The following is a 22,252-nucleotide window of genomic DNA, read 5'->3' as shown; positions in this document are numbered from 1 at the left end:
AAAAACAATCATGTCTATCAACTCCACATTAGCCCCTGTTAAAGAGCCCAAAAAACCAAAATCTGATGAGTGTTGTGGTGGCGGGAGTTGTTGTCCTTGCGTTTGGGATACGTACCGGCAAGAAAGACAAAAGTGGCTAAAATACCAGCAACAGAAAACAAGCTGTACAAATAACAGCCAAACAGAATAAATTTTAAAAATTATTTTTTCGTTGTTCCCCACCCTATATCTGCGCTAATTTACCCGTATTTAGGGCATTTCAAGAAAAGTTATTTAAAAATTTGCCTTTATTTAAATCAATGCTACGGTTAAATCGGGTGCAAAGAATGTTTGCATCACAAGTTAATGATATGTATATATAAGTTGCGATAAAAAGCAAACATGAGTTTTGTTTAAAGCTTATGACAACAATAATCAAACTGGGGAAACAGGATGAAACTACAATTAAACGCGATTAGTCGTGCAATAACTTATGCTATCGCTTCAACTGCGTCAGTAGGTATGATATCTACAACTGCATATGCAGAAGAGGAAGGCGCTAAGAAAGAAAAGATTGAGAAGATAGCGGTCGTTGGTTCGCGTGCTGCACCTCGTTCAGTCGGTGACTCACCGGTACCTGTCGATATCATCGGCGGTGACGAACTGAGCAAGGCGGGTGGCGATGATATGCTTGAGCTTTTAAAAGGCTCAGTACCTTCTTTAAACGTTCACCAAAATCCAATCAGTGATGCAGCTTCACTGGTGCGCCCTGCTAACCTTCGTGGTCTGCCTGCTGACAGTACCTTAATACTACTAAACGGTAAGCGACGTCATCGTTCTTCTGTTATCGCCTTCCTAGGTGGTGGTATCAACGATGGTGCACAAGGTCCAGACATCTCGGTTATTCCAAGTATTGCATTAAAGCAAGTTGAAGTACTACGTGACGGTGCTGCCGCTCAGTATGGTTCTGATGCGATTGCAGGTGTAATCAACTTCGTATTAAAAGATGCTTCAGAGGGCGGTAGTTTCTCTGTGAAGCAAGGACAATATTTTGAAGGTGATGGGGATACCACAACATTTGAAGGTAATATTGGTTTACCATTCACTGATGATGGCTTTGCTAACCTAAGCTTTCAATACAAAAATGCTGACGCAACAAGCCGAAGCGTACAACGTCCAGACGCTGCAGCGTTCACAGCAGCAGGTCTTGAAGGCGTTAGAAACCCAGCACAAGTTTGGGGTGCACCAGAAATTAAAGATGACATCAGTCTATTTGGTAATGTTGGTTTAGACCTGTCAAACGACTCTCAATTTTATATGTTTGGTAACTATTCTGAGCGTGATGTTAAAGGTGGTTTCTACTATCGTAACCCAACAACACGTCCTGGCGTATACGGCGGTACAATTCGTTTGGTAAACGGCGTACCAACGAGAAGACACGCAACAGATGCGGATCAACAGGCGTTGTGGGATGCAGCAACACCCACTGTATTAGTCGGTTCAAATGATGGCTATGATCAACAGTTAGACTGTCCAGTTGTTGAAATTCAATCAAATGGCCTACCTGATCCAGATGCTCTAGCGTCACTTGCAGCAAATAACTGTTTCGCGTTTAATGAAATTTTACCAGCAGGCTTCACGCCATTCTTCGGTGGTAATATCACTGATACATCTTTCACCATTGGTACTAAAGGTGAAATCACAGATGGCTTTATGAAAGGTGCTTACTATGACTTAAGTGGTTCTGTTGGCCGCAACGAGTCTCGTTACTTCATCACTAACACAGTAAACGCGTCACTGGGTGCTGAGACACCAATGGACTTCAGCCCTGGTAAATACATTCAACTTGAGAAAAACTTCAACGCTGACATCTCTAAAGGCTATGACTTTGGCTTAGCTTACGATGTAAACGTTGCGGGTGGTTTAGAATGGCATGAAGAGACTTTCGAAGTAATCGCAGGTGATGAAGCATCATTCATTGCAGGTCCGTTAACAGAGCAAGGTTTCGGTATCGGCTCTAACGGCTTCCCAGGCTTTAAGCCTTCTGCAGCAGGTGAGTTTACACGTCGCAACTACGCAGCTTACATTGACGTAGAAACGCCATTCACTGAAGAGTTCTTAATGGGTTGGGCACTTCGCTTTGAAGACTACGATTCATTTGGTTCAACAACAAACTTCAAAATCACAGGTCAATTCCAAGCAACTGATGACTTGTCATTCCGTGGTTCAATCAGTACTGGTTTCCGCGCACCAACAGTAGGTCAAGCAAACGTAAGTAACGTTCAAACGAACCTAAGCAGTGGTGTATTGGTAGATTCAGCGCTATTGCCACCTACAAACCCAGTGTCACAAATTCTTGGTGGTTCGGAGTTACAACCTGAAGAGTCAGAAAGTTACACATTCGGTGCGGTATATCAGTCTGGCGATTTATTCATGACTATCGATTACTACAACATCCAAGTGGAAGATCGCATCAGTCAATCAAATAAAATCGACCTATCGTTAGAGCAAAAAGCTGCACTTAAAGCGGATGGTGTACCAAACGTAGACAGCATCGCTCAGGTTAGTTTCTTCACCAATGACTTCGATACAACAACTCAAGGTGTTGACTTTGTAGCTAACTACTCAATGGACTTGCTTGGCGGCTATTCAACGTTTGCATTCGCATATAACTGGAATGAAACAGAAGTAGACCGATTCTCAGCAATCACTGGTGATTTCAAAGTACAGCGTTTAGAGAAGGACTTACCACAACACCGTGCTACGCTAACGTGGACGCAACAGTGGGAAGACTTCACAGGCTTCGTACGTTACAACTACTTCGGTGAGTACCAAGGTGTACACGTTGACTATGATGCAACTGCAATCATGGCAGACCCTTCTGTAACATTTGACGCTGAGTTAACTTACTTCGCAACTGAAAACATTAGCTTAACAGTTGGTGCAAATAACATCTTCGATCAAGAACCTGAAAAGCTTGATTTTGAAAGAGCCACAGGTATTCCTAATAACAATTGGGGTGGTAAATACTATGAGACGTCTCCGTATGGTATTAACGGCGGCTTCTACTACGTGAAAGCAACTTACACGTTCTAATTTTTACTGTAACCCAGCAGTAAAGGCGAAATGGCATTGGCTATTTCGCCTTTTTGTTTTTATCATCTAAATATATTAAGTCAGAAATAGTCAAAACATGTTACTGATCCAAAGAGCCTATGAATTAATGGCAGAAAACAGGCTTCGTGAAGCCGAGTTTATGTTTAAAGCAGTTCTCAAAGAAAATAACAATAATGGTCACGCCTTGTTTGGCTTAGGGCAATTGTGTATCGAACTCGCTGACTATGACAGCGCAATTTACTACTTAAGAAGAGCTTGTGAAAATCTTCCCAGAGAGTTAGACCCATTGTTCACATTAGCAAATTGCTTTGTTATCGTTGGATCCGTGGTTGATGCCAAAACCGTCTTGGAATATACCCTGTCCATCGCTAGAGCCAGCGCACGCGCGCACTATGAGCTTGGCCAGTTCTATCTCGACCACGGCTTTATTGAGAACGCCAGAAAAATCTTTGAAGAAGGCATTAGCTGCGAAAACGAACCGGTCACCCCGCATATTATTTATGAAGCAGCTCAGCTCAGTGCAACCTCTAAGCTGCCCTCATATGTCAAAAAACTTGAGCACCTTTTAGAAATATACAGCAACGATCAACAGTTAAAGGTGGTGATTTACTATGCCTTAGGTAAATGCCAACACCGTTTAGGCAACTATCAGCAGGCTTTTGATGCATTTAAGATGGCAAATGACACACAGATACAATTGTGCGAGTTTCGAACCAAAGATATGCTGCCTTTTTTCACCCAGCTCAGAGAGCACTTTTCCGATATCTACTTTAATCAGCCAACCAATAAAGTAACGACGACATTTACACCGACATTCATTGTTGGTTTGCCCAGAACTGGTTCAACATTGCTTGAGCAAATGCTAGTGCAACACAGCAACATTGGCTCGATTGGTGAATGCACCGTACTAAGTGACACAATCGTGCCATTTTTGGCAAAACGTGCAGAGGCACCTTTCCCTTATTGTGTCTCTAACTTAAATACTTCCGTGCTCGATTACTGCCGTAATCTGTACATTGATGAGATCAAAGATATGCGTGTTGGTAACGAAGTGGTGATCAATAAACTGCCCGCAAACTTCCAAAATATTGGTATGATTTATAAAATTTTCCCCAATGCGCGCTTTATCCATTTAACGCGTAATTTTGGTGCCACGGCCTGGTCTGTATTTAGCAATCACTTTGGTGCCAACGAACCCTATTTTTGTTCCCTCACTGAGTTTAAGCTGTATGCGCAGGCGCAAATCGATATGATGGAGCACTTTAAAAAATACATTCCACAAAATATATTCACATTAAGCTACGAAGATTTACTCAAACATCCTGCTAAAGCACTCAATCAAACACTACACTTTCTTGAGCAAAAATTTGAACCTGAATGCTTAGAGTTTTACCTTGATAAACGCTCCGTATCGACCTTGAGCAAAGCGCAAGTGCGAAAGCCAATAAGTAAGGCGCCACTCACTAACTGGCACCATTACGAAACGTATATGTCCGAGTTACTTAATGACGATCATAATGCGCAAACCAATCTAGCAAGTCCTTAAATTGATCATGCACAGCATGTTTGTGCGTGAGCATATCGATATGGCCATAATCATGTTTATGGCCATGCTTTCGGCCGTATAGCTTCATCTGTTGCACACCTTGTCCAGACTCCTCCATAAACTTTTTAATATCGATAGGTTGAGCGAGTGCTTTGTCTTTAATTCCCGCAATGTGTAACGTTGCTGGCAAGCGCATATTTCTGAGCACCGCCGCATAGTCAAAGCCATCGTCACTATCAACCCAAGGTTTGCGCTTGGCCCATTCCATACCCTGGCGATGTGACTTTGCCGTTTCATCATCACTACCCCACTTGAGCGCTTTTGACGGTAAGTAGCCATGCTTTTTGGTGTATAGCGGCGCAAGGCCATACCAAATCAAATTTGCTTGAAAGTACTTACTAATGTGTTTGTTGTGCAAACTACGTTTAGAGCCAAAGTAAACACATGCATCCACTTTCTTCACTTGGGATGGAAAACGTGCAAAGTAGCTGTTCATCAGCACTCCGCCCCACGAGTGAGCAACCCAAAAACGAGGAAATTCTCCACTATGCTGTTCGATATACGCCAACATTGCAGGTATGTCTTCTAAGATCGACTCAGTTTGGCCATACTCCGAGTTTGCCGATATTGCTGGCAAACTTTGACCTCTACCACGCAAGTCAGCGACATAACAGCGATAGCCTTGCGAAGCTAAAAACGGTGCTAAGCCTTTATTGCTCTTGGTGTAGAAGATTTTGCCATTTTCCACAGCCCCATGCATGAAAAATACAGCAGGCCCAGTGCTGCCAGCTTGAGCTATGTACCTTAGGTGTAATGATTGCTCTTCGCTAAGGGGCACTAACAGAGACGTTTGTTCAATCATAATTTATTCTAATTGTTGTCTTATTAACTCATCCTACCAGTAGTAAAACTGACTCGCAACGCATACCTAATTGTCACCGATAGTAACTCAGCGATATAATGGCCAGCCACTTAATACAAAGCGCTCAAACAATGCACAGTAGAAACAAACATCGCAATGGTTACGACTTTAAAGCTCTCTGCACCACCTTGCCTGAACTGGCAAACCACCTCATCAACACGGTAAAGGGCAATACCAGCATCGATTTTAGCAACAGAGAATCACTAATATGCCTTAACAAAGCGCTGCTTATGCACTACTACGACGTTAAATACTGGGCGTTGCCAAAAGACTTTTTATGTCCACCAGTCCCAGGACGAGCGGACTACATTCATGCGTTAGCCGATTTGCTCCACGCTAATGAGCAAGAGGTTACACAAAGTTCAGCTGTGAAGGTGTTAGATATTGGTACTGGGGCCAACCTCATCTACCCCTTGATAGGCCATGCTGAGTATCAGTGGCAATTCTCAGCGTCAGACATCAACCCAGAAGCACTAAAATGTGCTAAAGCCATCGCTCAGGCCAATGCTCTGGACATAAGGTTACAGCAACAGCCCAACACAGAGCATGTTTTCCATAATGTGATAAAGCCTGGTCAGTACTTCAACCTAACCATGTGTAATCCACCGTTTCACGCAAATCAAAAAGAAGCAGAGCTTGGTACCCGTCGTAAGTGGCAAAATCTAAAACAAAAACCTACCAGTAAATTAAACTTTGGAGGGCAAAGTCAGGAGCTTTGGTGCGACGGTGGTGAGAAGCGCTTTATTAAAACTATGATCCGAGAAAGTAAAGATTATGCCGATCAAGTAGGCTGGTTCACCTGTCTGGTCTCCAATAAAGAGAACTTATCATCGCTGAAGCTCACACTAAAAAAGCAACAGCCCAAGGAAATCAAAACGGTGAAAATGACGCAAGGCCAAAAGATTAGCCGATTTTTGGCTTGGAGTTACTAGCCGCCAAGCTAGCTGAACCAAGGATGGTAGTCGTTACGCACAAAAGTGAATGTTAGCGGTAATTACCGTTAGCATTCACACTAATTTTGGCTTTATTTTAGCTAAAATAAAACCTAACAAAACAACTACCGAGCCCGCGATTAAGCCAAATATTGCGCTCATTATACTGGGCAAAATATATTCCAACCATGAGAAGCTTAATGTGGCGATATCTGCACTGATGGAGTTTATCCAAAGCGATAGTGTATGCCAACCATGAACCAAGATCCCACCGCCCACCATAAACATGGCAACGGTTCCAACAACAGCCAGCACTTTCATCAAGTTAGGAGCTATGATCAAAAGCGATGAGCCCAACGCTTTTTTGAGACCGCTGACATTGGGTGTAGAGAGGAGATAAAGGCCAATATCATCAAGTTTAACAATGAGTGCCACAAGGCCATATACACCAATTGTCATAGCGACGGCAATAATGCTGAGAACGCTCAATTGCATAGTCAAATTTTGCATTGCTACTGTGCCCAAAGATATAACGATTATCTCCGCCGATAAAATAAAGTCGGTTCTTATGGCACCTTTGATTTTATCCTTTTCATAGCTAATTCTGTCCGTAATCAATGCGTTGGCTTCGCTGTCATGAGGTTGCTTACCTTGAAACAATTTTTCGAAAACCTTCTCGGCGCCTTCAAAACACAAAAACAATCCACCAAGCATTAACAAAGGTGTGATTAGAAATGGTAAGAAAGCACTGATTAAAAGCGCTGCGGGTACCAGTATGAGCTTATTGACAAAAGAGCCTTTTGCAACAGCCCATACGACTGGTAATTCTCTATCTGCCGACACTCCCGTCACTTGCTGAGCATTGAGCGCAAGATCATCACCTAACACACCCGCAGTTTTCTTCGCCGCCGTTTTAGACATCAGTGCAATGTCATCCAACAATGTAGCGATGTCATCTAGCAACGAAAGTAAACTTGCCCCAGCCATATCATTCCCTTTGTTTAATTTGTAAGCGCCTGCAAAAACTAGTTTTTTGAAACTTTGCTTAGTTCAGCCTTATAATGTTCACGACACATTGAGACGTATCTATCATTACCACCAATTTCTACCTGAGCGCCATCAGCTATTGCTACGCCGTGCTCATCCGTGCGCAGCACGCGATTAGCCTTTCGTCCACAATGACAAACAGTTTTAAGCTCAATTAACTTATCAGCCCATGCTAGCAAATACTGAGAGCCTTCGAATAGCTCACCTCTGAAGTCAGTTCTTAAACCGTAACATAAAACCGGTATATGTAGCTCATCAACAACATCAGTCAAAGCGCTGACTTGCGCCTTACTCAAAAACTGACACTCATCAACTAAAATGCAATCAATTTTTTGCTCGCTATGATGCTCATCGACCAAATGTTTAAGATCTGTGTGTGCGTCATAAATATGGGCATCAGCTTCTAAACCAATACGTGATGCGACTTTACCTACACCAGCACGATTATCAATTGCCGCTGTTAATATAAACGGTGTCATGCCTCGTTCACGGTAGTTAAACGCTGACTGTAATAAAGTGGTTGATTTACCAGCATTCATTGCTGAATAATAAAAATAAAGTTGTGCCATTTGAGAGTCTTAAAGCTTGAAAAGCCGTTAGTCTACCCAAAGTTCATATTGTTTACTACGTTACTGTGAGCTTGCTGCACTTTGAGGGTCACTCTCTTGCGGCACCTTCTTATCATTCTCTTCTAGGTATCTCATGTACACTTCTGCAAATGGAAAGCTGGCTAACTCCCCCCATACTTGTTTAGCTAACTCTTTGTTATTTTCGTAGAAGTTCTTAGAAAAAGCCAAAAAGCCATAACTCATATCAAATGGTGGGTATTTGGCATGTAAAACACCTGCGTAGGGGTAAGCACTGACCTGTTCACCGTTTATCATACATAGTCCAAACGTGCCATCGACTACTTCTTTACTCACCAAGTCAAAAGCATCTTTTTGCGATAGGGTGTCTACTTTGGTGAAACGCGGGTCCGCTATTCGATCGGCTGACGAGTACCCTCTTGGAATAGCAATATTAAAAGTACCTTCATTCGCGTCCAGTTGCGACACAAACTCTTTACTGCCAACTAAACATCGCCCAAGCTTATTCAACGCCAGTGTGATGTCTAATTGTCCGCTTTCGCTGCTGGGAAAAATCATAAACTCTTGTCGGCTTTCTACATAGCTAGCTATAACGGCATCTACTTTATTACGCTTGATATCGTGTAAACAACGCTGCCATGGCTGGCGCACAAAAATAATAGTAAGCCCTCTTATGTTCTCCTCTACAGCCTGAAGCGCTTCGATACTTGCTCCGGGGTTTATTGGAGGAACCTCAAGCCCCTTGCCCATATAGGATGGAGCTAGTTCTTTGTCCTCGTAGCAAAAGGTTAGGGTCTGGGCAAATAAAGCCTGCATATGTAGCAACAAGTAACAGTAAATAATCCAGCGTACTAGCAATCCTTTGTTCCCCTAACGTTTGTTCACTTGTAGTTAAGTATATCTAAGTTTTTCTATTTTGCTGCTCATGTTCAAGTAACCAAGCTTTTTTTTCAACGCCTCCGGCATAACCTGTTAACGTACCATTTGCGCCTATGATTCTATGACATGGCACAATGATGCTGATCGGGTTTTTACCATTTGCACTACCAACTGCTCTCACAGCCTTTGGATTATTCAAACGATTTGCCATCCAGCTATACGTGTTTGTATCTCCGTATGGCACCATCATAAGTACTTCCCAAACAGATTTTTGAAACGCCGTACCATGCACATCAACTTCCACATCAAATTCGTATCGAGTACCTGAAAAATACTCCTTAAGTTGCTGCAAAGCTTTTTGTGTATGAGTATTATGCTGTTCACTGTGCAAGTGTATTGGTTTAAACCCTACATAAGTTAACCCTCTTTGGGATGCCTGTATGAAAAGCTCACCAATAGGGGTATTCATTGTATGCTGATAAATCATAGTTGTTGCCATAGTTGAAATGTTAGATAACTTCGAAATGGAGCACATGCAACGATATCCAGTGTTCCACATTGAGAAAATGCTTTTTTGACACCTAAATCTGACCCCAAATAAATATCGGGATTGCTCTGCCCACGCATTTTTGCGTAATCGACGGTCCAAGGACCGATGCCTTTAATAGCCAACCACTCTTCTAATTCGTTGCTAAGTGGGTTTTGCTGACTATATTGCGCAAGATATGCCAACGCCTCTTTGCGCCGTTGTGGCATGTTAAAAAACTCATACTCACAGTTCGCCATTACCGCAGAAGAAGGAAACAACACTTGCCCTTGGTGGTTTGTTTCACCAAGTTCCTTTATCAGCGTGATTAACAAATTTCTAGCAGCCGCAACGCTTACCTGCTGGCCCAGTACCGCACGCACACCGGCTTCGAATTCACTCCAGATCCCTGGAAGGCGTAAACCTGCTGTCAATTGAAATGACTCGGGCAACGATTGATATAAATGCTGATGAATAAAATTCGGATCGGCATCCAAGTCTAATACTCGTCTAATGTTACTGACAACCAAGTGCAAGCCAGCGATGTCATTGATTGTAATTTCTACCTTAAACCTGTGGTTAGGTTCGTCAAAATGCGCCTCAAAGGCACCATCATAACCATCAAGTCGATATGTTCTCCCATAGCTATGGTCTGTCAGCCATTCCATAGGTTCAATGAGTCGTTTGGATAGAAACCCGTGTAAAGCTTGCCAGTTGTATGGAGGTCGAAACGGCAAGTGCAGCGTAATGTGGGATTGAACCTGCTCACTTTCCCCTCTGAGTTGACTAGGCGTAAGCTGAAATAAGCGAACGAATGCGTCATTAAAACGGCGTAGCGAATGAAACCCACTGGCAAAAGCAATGTGGGCAACACTTAACTTGGTCTGCTGCAATAATTGTTTAGCAAAATCACATTGTTTATAGAGTGCGTACTGTTTGGGCGTAGTGCCATAATATTGCACAAACAATTTATTAAGATACCTTTGCGTGATCCCTAAGCGGTCTGCTAACTGGGCCACTGAGTGGTTGGATAATGCGCCCTCATCAATCAACTTTTTAGCGCGCACTGCGGTGGTTTGGGTACCAAGCCATGCATAACTGCCCGGTGCAGAGTCTGGACGACAGCGAATACATGGACGAAACCCTGCGTCCGCTGCATTATGAGCGTGTTGGTAATATTCAACATTTTTCTCGTGTGCCGCCGGTGCAGGACAGATCGGTCGGCAGTATATGCCCGTTGTTTTAACAGCGACATAAAACAACCCATCAAAGCGATGGTCGCGACTCTTTCTAGCTTTTTGGCAAACTTCAGGAGAAAACATAATCACGTTCTAATTTATTCATAATGGTGTCAGTGTATCGCAAAAAACACTTCACTATCGCCATATCTGGAACTAAACGTTTAAATCTAACTTTTGTCGTCAAAACATATACATTGACCCAATTTGCAATGTTTGTTAGCTTAGCGCTGTATCAATGTTTAGGTATAGACACACGTGAATTTGAGAGTACTTATCAGCATAATCATTACACTAACGATTGCTTTACAGTCGGTGGGTGCAATGGCGTCTGCGACCCAAACTCATCAAATTGACCTCGAACACCTACAAACCGAACATAGTCATGCAGAACAATACAATGCAGGTGAAGCACTGTACGATGAAGATGGCCATAACATCAAAGACTGTCATCACTGTGGTCATTGTAGTGGCACCCACTTGAGCTGGTACGTTACTAAGCCAACTTGTCAGTTGTCCTTCGAGCTTACACAGGGCGCTTATTCGCAAACGCCTTCTCATACTGTATATAGGCACGAGCCACAATTTAAACCTCCAAAAGCCTAATCTCGTTATCTTTTTGGGTCTGATGGCCCAACATAAAAAATTAATCCGTGATACAAAACCATTCAGCACCACAGCCGTATGCGTTTTTTCGATGGATATTCTTAACATTATTTTATATAGATAAGAGATTACTATGCGTAAATTTTACCTAGTGGGCGCTATTTGTTTGTCTTTCTCCCAGTTATTTATCAGCAATAGCGCACAATCAGCACAGTCGCACAATCACCACGATTCCGTAGCCAGTGCTGATACACATACTGAACACGACCAAACCCCCGCCCTCACTTTGAGCACCGTCCAGCAACAACTGGCAAAGATACATGTGACAGCGCTTAAAAAACATAAACCTAGCCAAAAGCTCTATGCACCAGGTGAGCTTAAAGAAAACGGTTATACCAGCTATGTCGTATCACCAAGAACGGACTCTGTCATTGTTACTCGTCATACCACGCTGGGAGAGAGAGTTAAGGTTGGAGATAAGTTGATCACGCTTTACAGCGAAACAATGGCGCAAGCTCAAGCCGACTACATGGTGTCAGCAAGCGAATGGAAACGCCTTGAAAATTTAACTGATCAGTCACTAAGTGACAGCCAACGTGTTCAAGCCAAAACTCGTTATCTGGCTAGTATGGGCAGACTCACGGCCTTGGGGTTAAGTTCACATGCAATTAGTCAGCTTGACGAACAATCAAATATTGAACTGGGCCAATACAGCTTGTACGCGCAAATAGCAGGGATTGTACTACAAGATGACTTTGCTCAGGGGCAACGAGTCAGCACAGGGCAAACACTCATGCGACTGGCTGATGAGCAAAACTTATGGGTTGAAGCTCGTCTATCTGTTAACGATAGCCAGCAAATTAGCCAACAAAGCCAAGTCGTTGTTGAGTATCAAGGACGAGCGTATCCTGCCAAAGTAATTCAGGAATCCCATACCATCGACCCTGTCACACGCACTCGCAACGTTCGGCTTCAGGTGAGCAATCAAGACCACCAACTTCATGCTGGCATGTTTGTGAATGTCCATTTCCTATTGCCAACACAACAGCCAATAGTGACAGTTCCGGAAACTGCGTTGGTGCGTTCAACTGATGGAGACTGGCAGGTTTTTGTAACTGATGAAACCAATCAATTTGAAGCGGTGCAAGTGCAACGAGGTCGAGCTTTTGGGGAGCAAATCGAAGTCATCGGAATTCCTGAGGGCACACATGTTGTCACTCAGGGCGCATTTTTTATATCGTCACAGCTGGCTAAAAGCAGCTTTGATCCACACAACCATTAAGCGAGGTGCCAAACATGTTTAATCGCTTAATTGATTGGTCTGTTAACTGTCGCATGGTGGTGGTACTGGCACTGCTAATCACCTTAGCAGTGGCGTCAGTAACGATTCCTAAACTCAACCTAGATGCCTTTCCAGATGTGACAAATGTGCAGGTAACGGTCAATACGCAAGCACCTGGACTTGCTTCTGAAGAAGTTGAAAAGCTCATTACTTATCCCATAGAAGCGGTGATGTACGCACTACCAAGCGTAGAACAAGTTCGTTCGGTATCAAAAACCGGCTTGTCCGGTGTCACAATCGTTTTTAAAGAAGGAACTGATATCTACTTTGCACGGCAACAAGTTTTCGAGCGCTTGCAAAGCGCTAAAGAACTCATTCCGACGGGGCTGGGTACACCAGAAATGGGCCCAAACACTTCAGGGCTTGGACAGATATTCCAATATTTACTCGTAGCAGAGCCTAATGCAGATGTTGATACAATGGCACTTCGCAGCATCAATGATTGGGTTGTGAAATTGTTGCTGATGCCCATTGATGGCGTTACCGACGTTCTATCATTTGGCGGGGATGTAAAACAGTATCAAGTTAACATTAATCCCACTCAGTTGCTCGCCTACTCCCTCACCCAACAAGATGTTATCAATGCAATTGAGCAAAACAACCAAAACGTGGGTGGCTGGTATATGAATCGCGGCCAAGAACAACTGGTTATCCGTGGAATGGGCTGGTATACAAGTGGTGAACAAGGGCTGGCAGAACTTTCCCAAGTACCACTAAAAAGCATTAATGGCACGGTCATTACATTGTCCGATGTTGCACATGTTCAATTGGGAAGTGAAATTCGCCAAGGTGCAGTCACCATGACACGCCGTGATGAACAAGGTAGTGTTGAACGCTTAGGCGAGGTTGTAACAGGTATCGTACTCAAGCGTATGGGGGCAAATACTAAAGCAACCATTGATGGGATAAATCAAAGACTTGATATCATTCAACGTGCACTTCCCAGTGGCGTGCGTTTGATACCCTTTTACGACCAAGCTGATTTAGTACAAAAGGCGCTCAGTACCGTTGTTAAAGCGCTGCTACTTGCGCTCATACTCATTGTGGTTATTCTCTGTTTGTTTTTAATGAGTTTACGCGCCACTTTGTTAGTGCTTATTTCAATCCCTGTTTCCATCGCTTTAGCGCTTATGTTTATGGCTTGGTTTGGTGTGTCAGCAAACTTAATGTCTTTGGGTGGAATCGCCATCGCGATTGGCATGCTCGTAGATGGATCAGTTGTAATGGTTGAAAACATGGTCAAACACCTCAACCAAGAAACATCTACTAATAGCAGTGAAACCATTAAGCTAGCAGGCAAAGAAGTGGCTCGCCCCGTAATTTTTGCAGCACTCATTATATTATTGGTATTCACGCCACTATTTAGCTTTGAAGGTGTCGAGGCTAAGCTTTTTCAGCCTATGGCTATCAGTATAATTTTATCTATTATTAGCGCGATTATTGTCGCTATTTTAGTGGTGCCTGCTCTGGCAAGTTATCTGTTTAAATATCAAGTGAATAATAGGACAAGCATTCTGCTCGAACCACTAGACAAAGGCTACCAATACCTGCTGAGCAAGGCGATACACCGCCCAAGCATCATCGTCGGCAGCGCTATTGCACTATTTTGCGCAGCATTGATAATCCTGCCAAAGATAGGCACTGAATTTGTACCCGAGCTAGAAGAAGGAACTATCAATCTCAGAGTCACCTTAGCCCCGTCAGCAAGCTTACAAACGGCGCTAGATGTAGCCCCAGTGTTGGAACAAACACTGATGTCGTTTCCTGAGGTAACGTATGCGTTGAGCCGAATTGGCAGGCCGGAGTTAGGCGGTGACCCTGAACCTGTTAATAACATTGAAATTTACATCGGATTGAAACCAAAACATCAATGGCAAAGTGCCTCCAACCGACTTGAGTTACAAAACCTGATGACCAAAAAGCTTGAAGATTACCCAGGACTACTGTTCACCTTTTCTCAGCCAATCGCGACCCGAGTTGATGAACTTCTGTCAGGGGTAAAAGCCCAATTAGCCATAAAGCTATTTGGCCCACAGTTGGATGTATTGGCACAAAAAGGCCAGCAAATCGAAGCGCTAGTAAAAACCATTGATGGCACAACAGATGTTGCGCTTGAGCAGATAGTTGGCGAAACACAGCTGGTCGTTACCCCAAACCGACAACAGCTCTCCCGCTACGGATTATCTGTGTCGCAGGTAATGGAAGTCGTACAAGATGGCCTAGGTGGTCGCTCTGCTGGTCAAATCATTAATGGCAATGAGCGCTATGACATTTATGTACGGCTAGACCAGTCATACAGAAAAGACATTACCTCAATACAATCGCTGAGACTCCTAGCTGCCAATGGTGCATGGGTCAAGCTCGCTGACGTTGCGGATATTCGCATGCAATCCGGCCCTCCGCTGATCCGGCGCGAAGATGTTCAACGTACCGTCGTGGTTCAGGCCAATGTTCAAGGTCGCGATATGGGAAGCGTTGTAGAGCAAATTAAGACGAGTATAGATAGCGCTATTGAATTGCCTTCTGGCTACTCTGTGGAAATTGGCGGCCAATATGAAAGTCAGCAACGCTCTGCAAAAAGGCTCAGTATTGTAGTACCACTGGCGTTGGCATTAATTGCGCTGTTACTATATTTTGCGTTCTCCTCAATCGCTCAAGCGATGCTCATTTTGCTGAATGTACCGCTGGCGGTCATAGGTGGCGTGTTTACCTTGTACCTGAGTGGGCAGTATTTATCCGTACCCAGCTCGGTTGGCTTTATCACCTTGTTTGGTGTGGCCGTGTTAAATGGTGTGGTGATGGTTGAAAGTATCAATCAAGGAATACGATCTGGGCAGTCTGAGTCACTTGCAATCTTTAATGGAGCCACATCACGGCTAAGGCCTGTGCTGATGACAGCACTAACTTCTGCACTTGGATTAACTCCTATGCTACTGGCAAGTACTGTTGGCGCAGAAATCCAAAAGCCGCTGGCCAGCGTGGTTGTCGGTGGGTTAATTAGCTCAACCTGCCTTACGCTTTTTGTACTTCCCGTGCTGTACAGCAAATTTTCTCGACACCGGTATGTTCATTTGAAGCAAGGCTAACTCTCGGGCTTGGCTTTGAGTAGCATCAAGACTCAAGGCCAAGCGTAAGCGCGTCAATAATCCCTATAATGATACAAAAATGAACTGTAATGCGAATCATAATCAATTTTTAACTATATGATTTTTATGGATTTTTTATTGACAGCATCACTCATTTAGATAAACTGGTCGCAATTAATCTTTTTAAGGCGGACGTTATGAAAGGTAAGCAAAGAGTTATTGATGCGTTTAATGCACTATTAGCCAATGAACTGGCAGCCATTGATCAATATTTTATCCACTCGCGCATGTATGACGACTGGGGGCTGAATAAGCTATATGAGCGTTTAAACCACGAGATGGAAGAAGAAACGACCCATGCAGACTGGTTGATAAAGCGTATTCTATTTCTTGAAGGCGTGCCCAATATGACCAAACGCCGAGATCTTTTAATTGGCCATGATGTGCGCTCAATGATGCAAAATGATTTAACCCTTGAGTTAGAGGTCGTTGAAAGCGTTAAAGAAGCCATCGCCATTTGTGAACAAGAGCAAGACTACCAATCGCGCGAGACGCTTGAGAAGCTATTGTTCGATACCGAAGAAGATCACGTTTATTGGCTGGAACAACAACTGGGGCTAATGGATAAGATTGGCATCCAAAATTATATTCAATCTCAAGTAGGTTAGGAGCCGATATGAAAGGAAACAAAGACGTCATCGCGGCACTTAACGCAGTTCTTGCTAATGAGTTAGTAGGTATCAATCAGTATTTTTTACATGCACGTATGTTTAAAGACTTTGGTTTTACAGCGTTAGACAAGGCTGATTATAAGACCTCAATTCAAAAAATGAAAAATGCAGATCGCCTAATTGAGCGCATTTTATTTTTAGAAGGCTTACCAAATCTGCAAAGCTTAGGCCGTTTACGTATCGGTGAAAATAGCGAAGAGATGATAGCTGCAAACATGGAATTCGAACAACTGTCGTTAGTTGATCTGAAAAACGCCATTGAACTTGCAGAACAAAAACGTGATTATATTTCACGCGAAGCGCTGGATGCTATTCTTAATGAGCAAGAAGAACAAATTGACTGGTTGGAAACCCAACAAAGTCTAATTAAAGCAATGGGTATTGAGAACTACTTACAGACGCAGATGTAACCATAAGCAACAAAAAAGGGCCAACAGGCCCTTTTTTGTATCATAAAACATCTATATTATTCGATTATGCAACTTGATCTGTAATATCCACAATTTCAATAAGCTTCTCGTTCAAGATCTTTTTTGTGCAGTTCGTGCATTTACCACATTGTGTCCCCACACCTAGCTCTTTACTTAATTCACGCATGCTGGTCGCCCCATCATCAATCGCCTGAGCAATCTTTTTATCTGTTACACCGTGACAAATGCAGATATACATGAATACAAACCAATCTCAATAACATTAACTGCTGATGAGTTTAATCTAAACAAAAATAGTTATCAACTACAAAAAGTCAAAAAATGATAATTATTGTCATTTAGCTTTCATGGCGTTACTCATGCCTACGCCAACGAAAGCGTTATTATTTTTTAACTTCTCCATAATTCTCATGTGATTAGTGAAAAAGTAGGCTAAAGTTTGGATATATAAGTAAGTAAAGATGTGTGTTAGTGTGCCGTGAAAAGTTAATATCGCAAGCTTATAGTCACAAACATAAATATTGTGTTAAATTAACGATTTGAACCCTCGATTTAACCAAACGGACTTACCTACTTGTGAAAAATGCTATTACGTAGCTAGCATACGCTTAAGTAGTCAGGAGACAGTTATATATAAACAATTTTAATTCAAAGGCTTAATTCATGTATCGTTGCTTTGCGCTCATTCTAATTTTGTGCTTTACAGCCATGCTGCAAGGTAAAGCTTTTGCGCAAAATAAAGGTAATACAATTAACCGACTGTCAACGGAAGAAGGGCTATCACAGGCTAGTATCAGTGGCATCGTGCAGGACAAGCATGGCTATGTTTGGATTGGTACCCAGTTAGGCCTTAACCGATATGACGGTAACAATATCACTTTGGTTAAAAGCCAGTTTAATCTAGCAACCAAACACATTTCCTACATCACGCTTGTTGACGCTGATTTACTGCTAGTATCAACTGCCTTTAGTGGCGCTTACTTGGTAAACGTCAATACTTTAGAGGTCGAACAAGTTTATTCTGGCAGATTAGTCACTAATTCTAACGCCTTTTCCGAAATCACCGCCGCGTTCAAAATCGGTAACATGCTATACGCAGGTATAGACAATTTTTTATACAAGATTGATTTAAACAACAAACGCTCCACCTTGGTGACAAGTTTTGAAAAACACAGTTATGTTCGAGCCATCGTACGACTTGATAAGGCGTTACTGATAGGCACCAATCAGGGCTTTTTCACCTATAATTTCGAATCCCGGCTATTAGTTGAGCAACAGTTTTTACCCAAGCAACAACGCAATAGCCTGAATAGCAATGTGAAACTGCTAAAATTTGACCCAGCAATCGGATTACTTGTTGGCACTGTGCAAGGGTTGTATAGCATCCCTATCATTAACAAAACCCTACAATTAGAATCGGCTTATACCCTTGTACCAGAATTAAATATCTGGGACCACGTAGTGACGCCGTACGGCGAGCTAATAGCAACCGAGCGTGGCGTTTATACCGTAGACAGAAAACGCCAGTCTGCCAGTTTACTGCTATCACTAAAAGACAGTAAGTTCGCGCTAGCACAAAGTAACGTTATTGACTTGATGTTTGATACCTATGGCAATATATGGATGGCAACACTCAATCAGGGGGCATATTACTGGCCGTTAACTTCACTTCGTTTTAAGACATTAAAAGCTGAGAATAAAGCATTCATAAACCACAACATCTGGTCTATTTATGAACAGAGCGAAAATCAGATCTGGGTAGGTACTGATAATGGCTTGATTCTGTTCAACGGCTTACAAGACACCAATCCCAAACACTACTATAAAAACACTGATCCTAAAGCCGCCTACGCGACTAATGCGATATACAAAACCATCGCTTTAAATCATATTGATGACAACGTTTTGTTTGTAGAAACTTTGTCTGGCCTACGCGTATTGAACAAAACTGACGATACCATTAGCCTGCCTCCCGTTGACAAGCAACAAAAAACCCCATTTGTAAGCTTGAACTGGGGAGCGGCTTCGGTCAGTAAAAATGAAATTGCATTCATCAGTAGTGAAGGCTTTTTCGTCTACGATGCACTTAATAAAAGTGTTCGTCCCTTAGTAGATCTAACACAAAAGCTAGAAGTAGACAGTGCCTACAAGTTTCTCCCTCCTCTGCCATCGCGTCAGGGGGAGTATTTACTCAGTACAGAGCGCAGCTTGATCAGTTACCATGAGCGTAGTGGGAAGTTAACCGTTATTTACGAATTTGGCCAGCAAGACGCGGAGCGATTTTCCGTGATCGATCACTGGGTCTATACCGAAGACGGTACACTATGGCTTGCCAGTTCAGTTGATGGCGTGATTGCACTAGACGAGCAAAGTTTGACGCTCAAATATAAGGTAAAAATTGCTGACGGTTCTGAACCTCAATCTGCATATCAACTCATTGCTGATAACTTCGGTTACCTATGGATTAGCAGTCAGTCCGGCTTGTATCGATTCAATATCAGCAACAGACAATTGCAAAAATTCGACGCCAGCCATGGTTTACCGAATAGCGAGTTTAACGCTGGAGCGAGTACTATCTTGGACTCCGGCCTAATGGCATTTGGTACCATCAATGGCGTAGTTTGGTTTTCTCCCGCTGATTTTCTTGAAAACAACTTATCAAAAGCCGAATTGGCAATAACAGACATCAACTTGATGTCTCGTAGTATTGACTTCTATCCAACATTCCTTGAAACCCAGCCGCTTGTTCTTAACCACGACGACCTGGGCTTGAAGATTATGTTTAACAATTTTGATTTTTCTAATCAGTTCGTTTTTCACTACCGCGCAAAACTAACAGGCCCAACCTCAATAGAATTTAGTAACTTGAACTCTAATTATCTATTTTTCAATCACTTAAAACCAGGTAAGTACACCCTACTGATCGAGCAACTCACACTTGGTAATCAACAGATAAAAGATGCTATTACCTTATCTTTTAATGTTGAACACTCATTATTCAACTCGCCACTTGCTTGGACTTTTTACGCCTTATCTATACTCAGCGTAGTCTTGCTTTGGCTCAAGCAAAACAATAAAAAGCAACGCACGATCAAAGCGGCGCTTAACGAAATGACCATCAGCAAGCAGCAAACTGAAATGGCACTTAATACGACCCGAAGTGGCATATGGCAAGTAGATCTCACATCAAAAACGGTTAAACAGCGCAGAAACTTTGACTGTTTACCCATGACCGCCGACACCGAGGTAGCAATACTTAATGACTACTTTGAACGCGTCCACCCAGATGATAAAGAGCATTTACAACGAGTTTGGAAACAGTTTATTACTTCTCCAACAGATAAGCAGCTGTCTTTAACCTACCGCGTCAAAGGCATCGATGAGCCTTGGCTTTGGTATCATGACATCGGGCAGGTACAAAGCTATGATGAAAAGGGCAAAGTCAAAGACATCATGGGGATTTATACCAACATTACCGAGCAAAAAGCGACAGATCTACGGGCTACAATTCTTGGTGAAGCCTTTAGTCAGGTCAGTGATTGGATCCTTATTCTAGACGTAGATTTACACCCATTATCGGTAAACGCAAGTTTTTGTCACGCTTTTGAACTTGATGAAGAGAGTGCCGTGAAAGACCTTTCTTTCAAAAAGTTTACCAAAGTGGTTGGTTATAAAAAACTCAACAATTTGCTTAAACGAATTAAAAAACTAGGACCAAATCACCATATTAGGCAAGAACTAACGGTGAAAACTTCGCATCAGGACGCGCATCCGATCCACTTGAGCATTAATGCGATTTCTAAAAATAATCGTCAAATCGAACACTATGTAATCGTGATCTCTGACCTTACAGAGCAAAAGCAGGCTGAAAGTGAGCTGCGGTATTTGGCGAATTTTGATGCGCTTACTAAGTTGCCGAATCGCAACCTAATGCTACAACACATCGAGTTTGCGCTACATCACGCACAGTCGTCAGAGCGAAGTTGTGCTTTACTATTCATTGATTTAGACAAATTTAAGCCGATTAATGATGCCTACGGACACCATACGGGAGATCAGCTTCTAATCAAGATCACGGAGCGGATCAACCATGTGCTCCCCGCAAACTGTGTATTAGGTCGCCAAAGTGGTGATGAATTTATTGTGCTGGTTAAAGATGTTCGCTCACCTCACAAACTAAGTGAACTGGCGACGAAACTACTCTACAGCCTGCCTAAAAAGATTGAGATCGGCGGTATTACAATGAGTATTTCGGCAAGTATTGGTGTGGCAATGTATCCTTTTGACGCAAAAACACCAGAAATGCTGATCCGTAACGCAGACATAGCTATGATCCATGCAAAACAAGCTGGCAGAAACGGATTTAAGTTTTTCACAACACAAATGAATACCCAGTTTTCACGTAAACTCACCTTGGAAAATGCACTAAAAACTGCGTATCGAGATGAGCAGATTTATAACCATTACCAACCTATTGTAAATATCATGAGTGGCCGAGTCATAGGTGTTGAGTTGTTGATGCGCTGGCAATATGAAGGTGAAAACGTTTCTCCGATGGATTTTATTCCAATCTCTGAAGAGGTTGGTTTAATTGAATTAATGACCGAACAAGCCCTTAAAAGAGCATTGCGTGAGCTACGAGAGTTTATCGAACGTGACAGTGAGTTTTATTTATCACTTAACCTCTCTCCCGTCCATATTCTAAAATCTGATGTTGCTCAGAACCTAGTCAATATTCTCAACTCTTTTAATTTGAGTACCAGTGTGCTGCGGCTTGAAATCACCGAAAGCTCACTTATGGAAGATACTGATAAGGCAAAACGGTCTTTAAGAGCGCTAAAACGAGCAGGGTTTGTTTTACTGTTGGACGATTTTGGAACAGGCTACTCATCTTTAACCTACCTCAATCAATTCCCGATTGATATTATCAAGATTGACCAAGGGTTTGTCAGAAAGATGGACAGTCTAAACAGTAATAAGTCTATAATACGCACCATCTACTTACTCGCCGAAAGTTTGCAAATGTCCTGTATCGCAGAAGGGGTAGAAAATACCGAGCAGCTGGCATTTTTAAAGGAGCTTGGTTGTTTTTACATGCAGGGATACTACTTTTCAAAACCTGTTGGAGCCGAAGAGCTTGCTCAGGTTATAGAGCAGATTTAACGAATAGGTTTGCTAGGTAACCTCAACTACACATAAGATAATTGTTCCAATAAGGCTATTTTGCACACTATCTTCACTTGCAATAACGTGCTATTACTTCGCAAAAACGCCTTAATGTTG

General features: G+C 42.7%; 17 protein-coding genes. 10 read left to right on the top strand and 7 right to left on the bottom strand.

The window, feature by feature from the left end; all coding sequences use genetic code 11:
* Positions 1-10 precede the first annotated feature (10 nt).
* The 3 genes from L1070_RS01935 to L1070_RS01925 all read left to right on the top strand — a co-directional run bounded on the left by L1070_RS01935 (position 11) and on the right by L1070_RS01925 (position 4,642).
* Positions 11-190, top strand: coding sequence for an oxidoreductase-like domain-containing protein (locus tag L1070_RS01935; RefSeq protein ID WP_237124266.1), 180 nt, complete (start codon positions 11-13; stop codon positions 188-190).
* 242 nt (positions 191-432) lie between these two features.
* The gene (locus tag L1070_RS01930; RefSeq protein WP_237124265.1) at positions 433-3,075 is read left to right on the top strand and encodes a TonB-dependent receptor; all 2,643 of its coding nucleotides are present in this window, start codon (positions 433-435) and stop codon (positions 3,073-3,075) included.
* Positions 3,076-3,172: 97 nt separating this feature from the next.
* Positions 3,173-4,642: a sulfotransferase gene (locus L1070_RS01925; protein ID WP_237124264.1), complete on the top strand. Its 1,470-nt coding sequence runs from the start codon at positions 3,173-3,175 to the stop codon at positions 4,640-4,642.
* On the opposite strand, the gene L1070_RS01920 is transcribed toward L1070_RS01925, so the two are convergent.
* A complete protein-coding gene (locus tag L1070_RS01920) occupies positions 4,599-5,507 on the bottom strand; it encodes an alpha/beta fold hydrolase (protein WP_237124465.1) in 909 nt (302 codons plus the stop codon). The genes L1070_RS01925 and L1070_RS01920 overlap by 44 nt on opposite strands.
* Before the next feature lie 128 nt (positions 5,508-5,635).
* Here L1070_RS01920 and rlmF point away from each other — a divergent pair, with 128 nt between their 5' ends.
* Positions 5,636-6,496, top strand: a complete 861-nt coding sequence (rlmF, locus tag L1070_RS01915) for a 23S rRNA (adenine(1618)-N(6))-methyltransferase RlmF (protein WP_237124263.1) — start codon at positions 5,636-5,638, stop codon at positions 6,494-6,496.
* 75 nt (positions 6,497-6,571) lie between these two features.
* Here the strand turns inward: rlmF and L1070_RS01910 are convergent, their stop codons facing one another.
* From L1070_RS01910 to L1070_RS01890, 5 genes are read right to left on the bottom strand one after another with little or no spacing between them, the layout of a single operon-like run.
* A complete protein-coding gene (locus tag L1070_RS01910; RefSeq protein WP_237124262.1) occupies positions 6,572-7,483 on the bottom strand; it encodes a DUF808 domain-containing protein in 912 nt (303 codons plus the stop codon).
* 38 nt (positions 7,484-7,521) lie between these two features.
* Positions 7,522-8,112, bottom strand: coding sequence for a thymidine kinase (locus tag L1070_RS01905; RefSeq protein WP_070983069.1), 591 nt, complete (start codon positions 8,110-8,112; stop codon positions 7,522-7,524).
* 60 nt (positions 8,113-8,172) lie between these two features.
* Positions 8,173-8,988, bottom strand: a complete 816-nt coding sequence (locus tag L1070_RS01900; RefSeq protein ID WP_237124261.1) for an amino acid ABC transporter substrate-binding protein — start codon at positions 8,986-8,988, stop codon at positions 8,173-8,175.
* Between the two features lie 43 nt (positions 8,989-9,031).
* Entirely contained in the window at positions 9,032-9,496 is a 465-nt protein-coding gene (locus tag L1070_RS01895; protein WP_237124260.1) for a methylated-DNA--[protein]-cysteine S-methyltransferase, read from the bottom strand.
* On the bottom strand, positions 9,493-10,857 hold the full coding sequence (locus L1070_RS01890; RefSeq protein ID WP_237124259.1) for an AlkA N-terminal domain-containing protein: 1,365 nt from the start codon (positions 10,855-10,857) through the stop codon (positions 9,493-9,495). The genes L1070_RS01895 and L1070_RS01890 overlap by 4 nt, the downstream gene beginning before the upstream one ends.
* A 174-nt stretch (positions 10,858-11,031) precedes the next feature.
* On the opposite strand from L1070_RS01890, the gene L1070_RS01885 reads away from it, so the two are divergent.
* The 5 genes from L1070_RS01885 to bfr (L1070_RS01865) all read left to right on the top strand — a co-directional run bounded on the left by L1070_RS01885 (position 11,032) and on the right by bfr (L1070_RS01865) (position 16,948).
* Positions 11,032-11,379 (top strand): hypothetical protein, encoded by a 348-nt coding sequence (locus L1070_RS01885; RefSeq protein WP_070983073.1) that lies wholly within the window; start codon positions 11,032-11,034, stop codon positions 11,377-11,379.
* Between the two features lie 133 nt (positions 11,380-11,512).
* Complete coding sequence (locus L1070_RS01880; RefSeq protein WP_237124258.1) at positions 11,513-12,661, top strand: efflux RND transporter periplasmic adaptor subunit; 1,149 nt, start codon at positions 11,513-11,515, stop codon at positions 12,659-12,661.
* A gap of 14 nt (positions 12,662-12,675) precedes the next feature.
* The gene (locus L1070_RS01875) at positions 12,676-15,807 is read left to right on the top strand and encodes a CusA/CzcA family heavy metal efflux RND transporter (protein ID WP_237124257.1); all 3,132 of its coding nucleotides are present in this window, start codon (positions 12,676-12,678) and stop codon (positions 15,805-15,807) included.
* A 197-nt stretch (positions 15,808-16,004) separates the two neighbouring features.
* The gene (gene bfr, locus L1070_RS01870; protein WP_070983075.1) at positions 16,005-16,475 is read left to right on the top strand and encodes a bacterioferritin; all 471 of its coding nucleotides are present in this window, start codon (positions 16,005-16,007) and stop codon (positions 16,473-16,475) included.
* 8 nt (positions 16,476-16,483) lie between these two features.
* Positions 16,484-16,948, top strand: a complete 465-nt coding sequence (gene bfr / locus L1070_RS01865) for a bacterioferritin (protein ID WP_070983076.1) — start codon at positions 16,484-16,486, stop codon at positions 16,946-16,948.
* Positions 16,949-17,012: 64 nt separating this feature from the next.
* Here bfr (L1070_RS01865) and L1070_RS01860 read toward each other — a convergent pair whose 3' ends face one another.
* Entirely contained in the window at positions 17,013-17,207 is a 195-nt protein-coding gene (locus L1070_RS01860; RefSeq protein ID WP_070983077.1) for a bacterioferritin-associated ferredoxin, read from the bottom strand.
* A gap of 425 nt (positions 17,208-17,632) precedes the next feature.
* Between L1070_RS01860 and L1070_RS01855 the strand changes: the two genes are divergently transcribed.
* Entirely contained in the window at positions 17,633-22,132 is a 4,500-nt protein-coding gene (locus L1070_RS01855; protein ID WP_237124256.1) for an EAL domain-containing protein, read from the top strand.
* The last annotated feature ends 120 nt before the right edge of the window (positions 22,133-22,252 follow it).

It is taken from the genome of Pseudoalteromonas sp. MMG022 (genome assembly GCF_021654245.1).
Lineage (GTDB): Bacteria > Pseudomonadota > Gammaproteobacteria > Enterobacterales > Alteromonadaceae > Pseudoalteromonas > Pseudoalteromonas amylolytica.
This window is presented reverse-complemented; position numbering and strand designations above follow the sequence as displayed.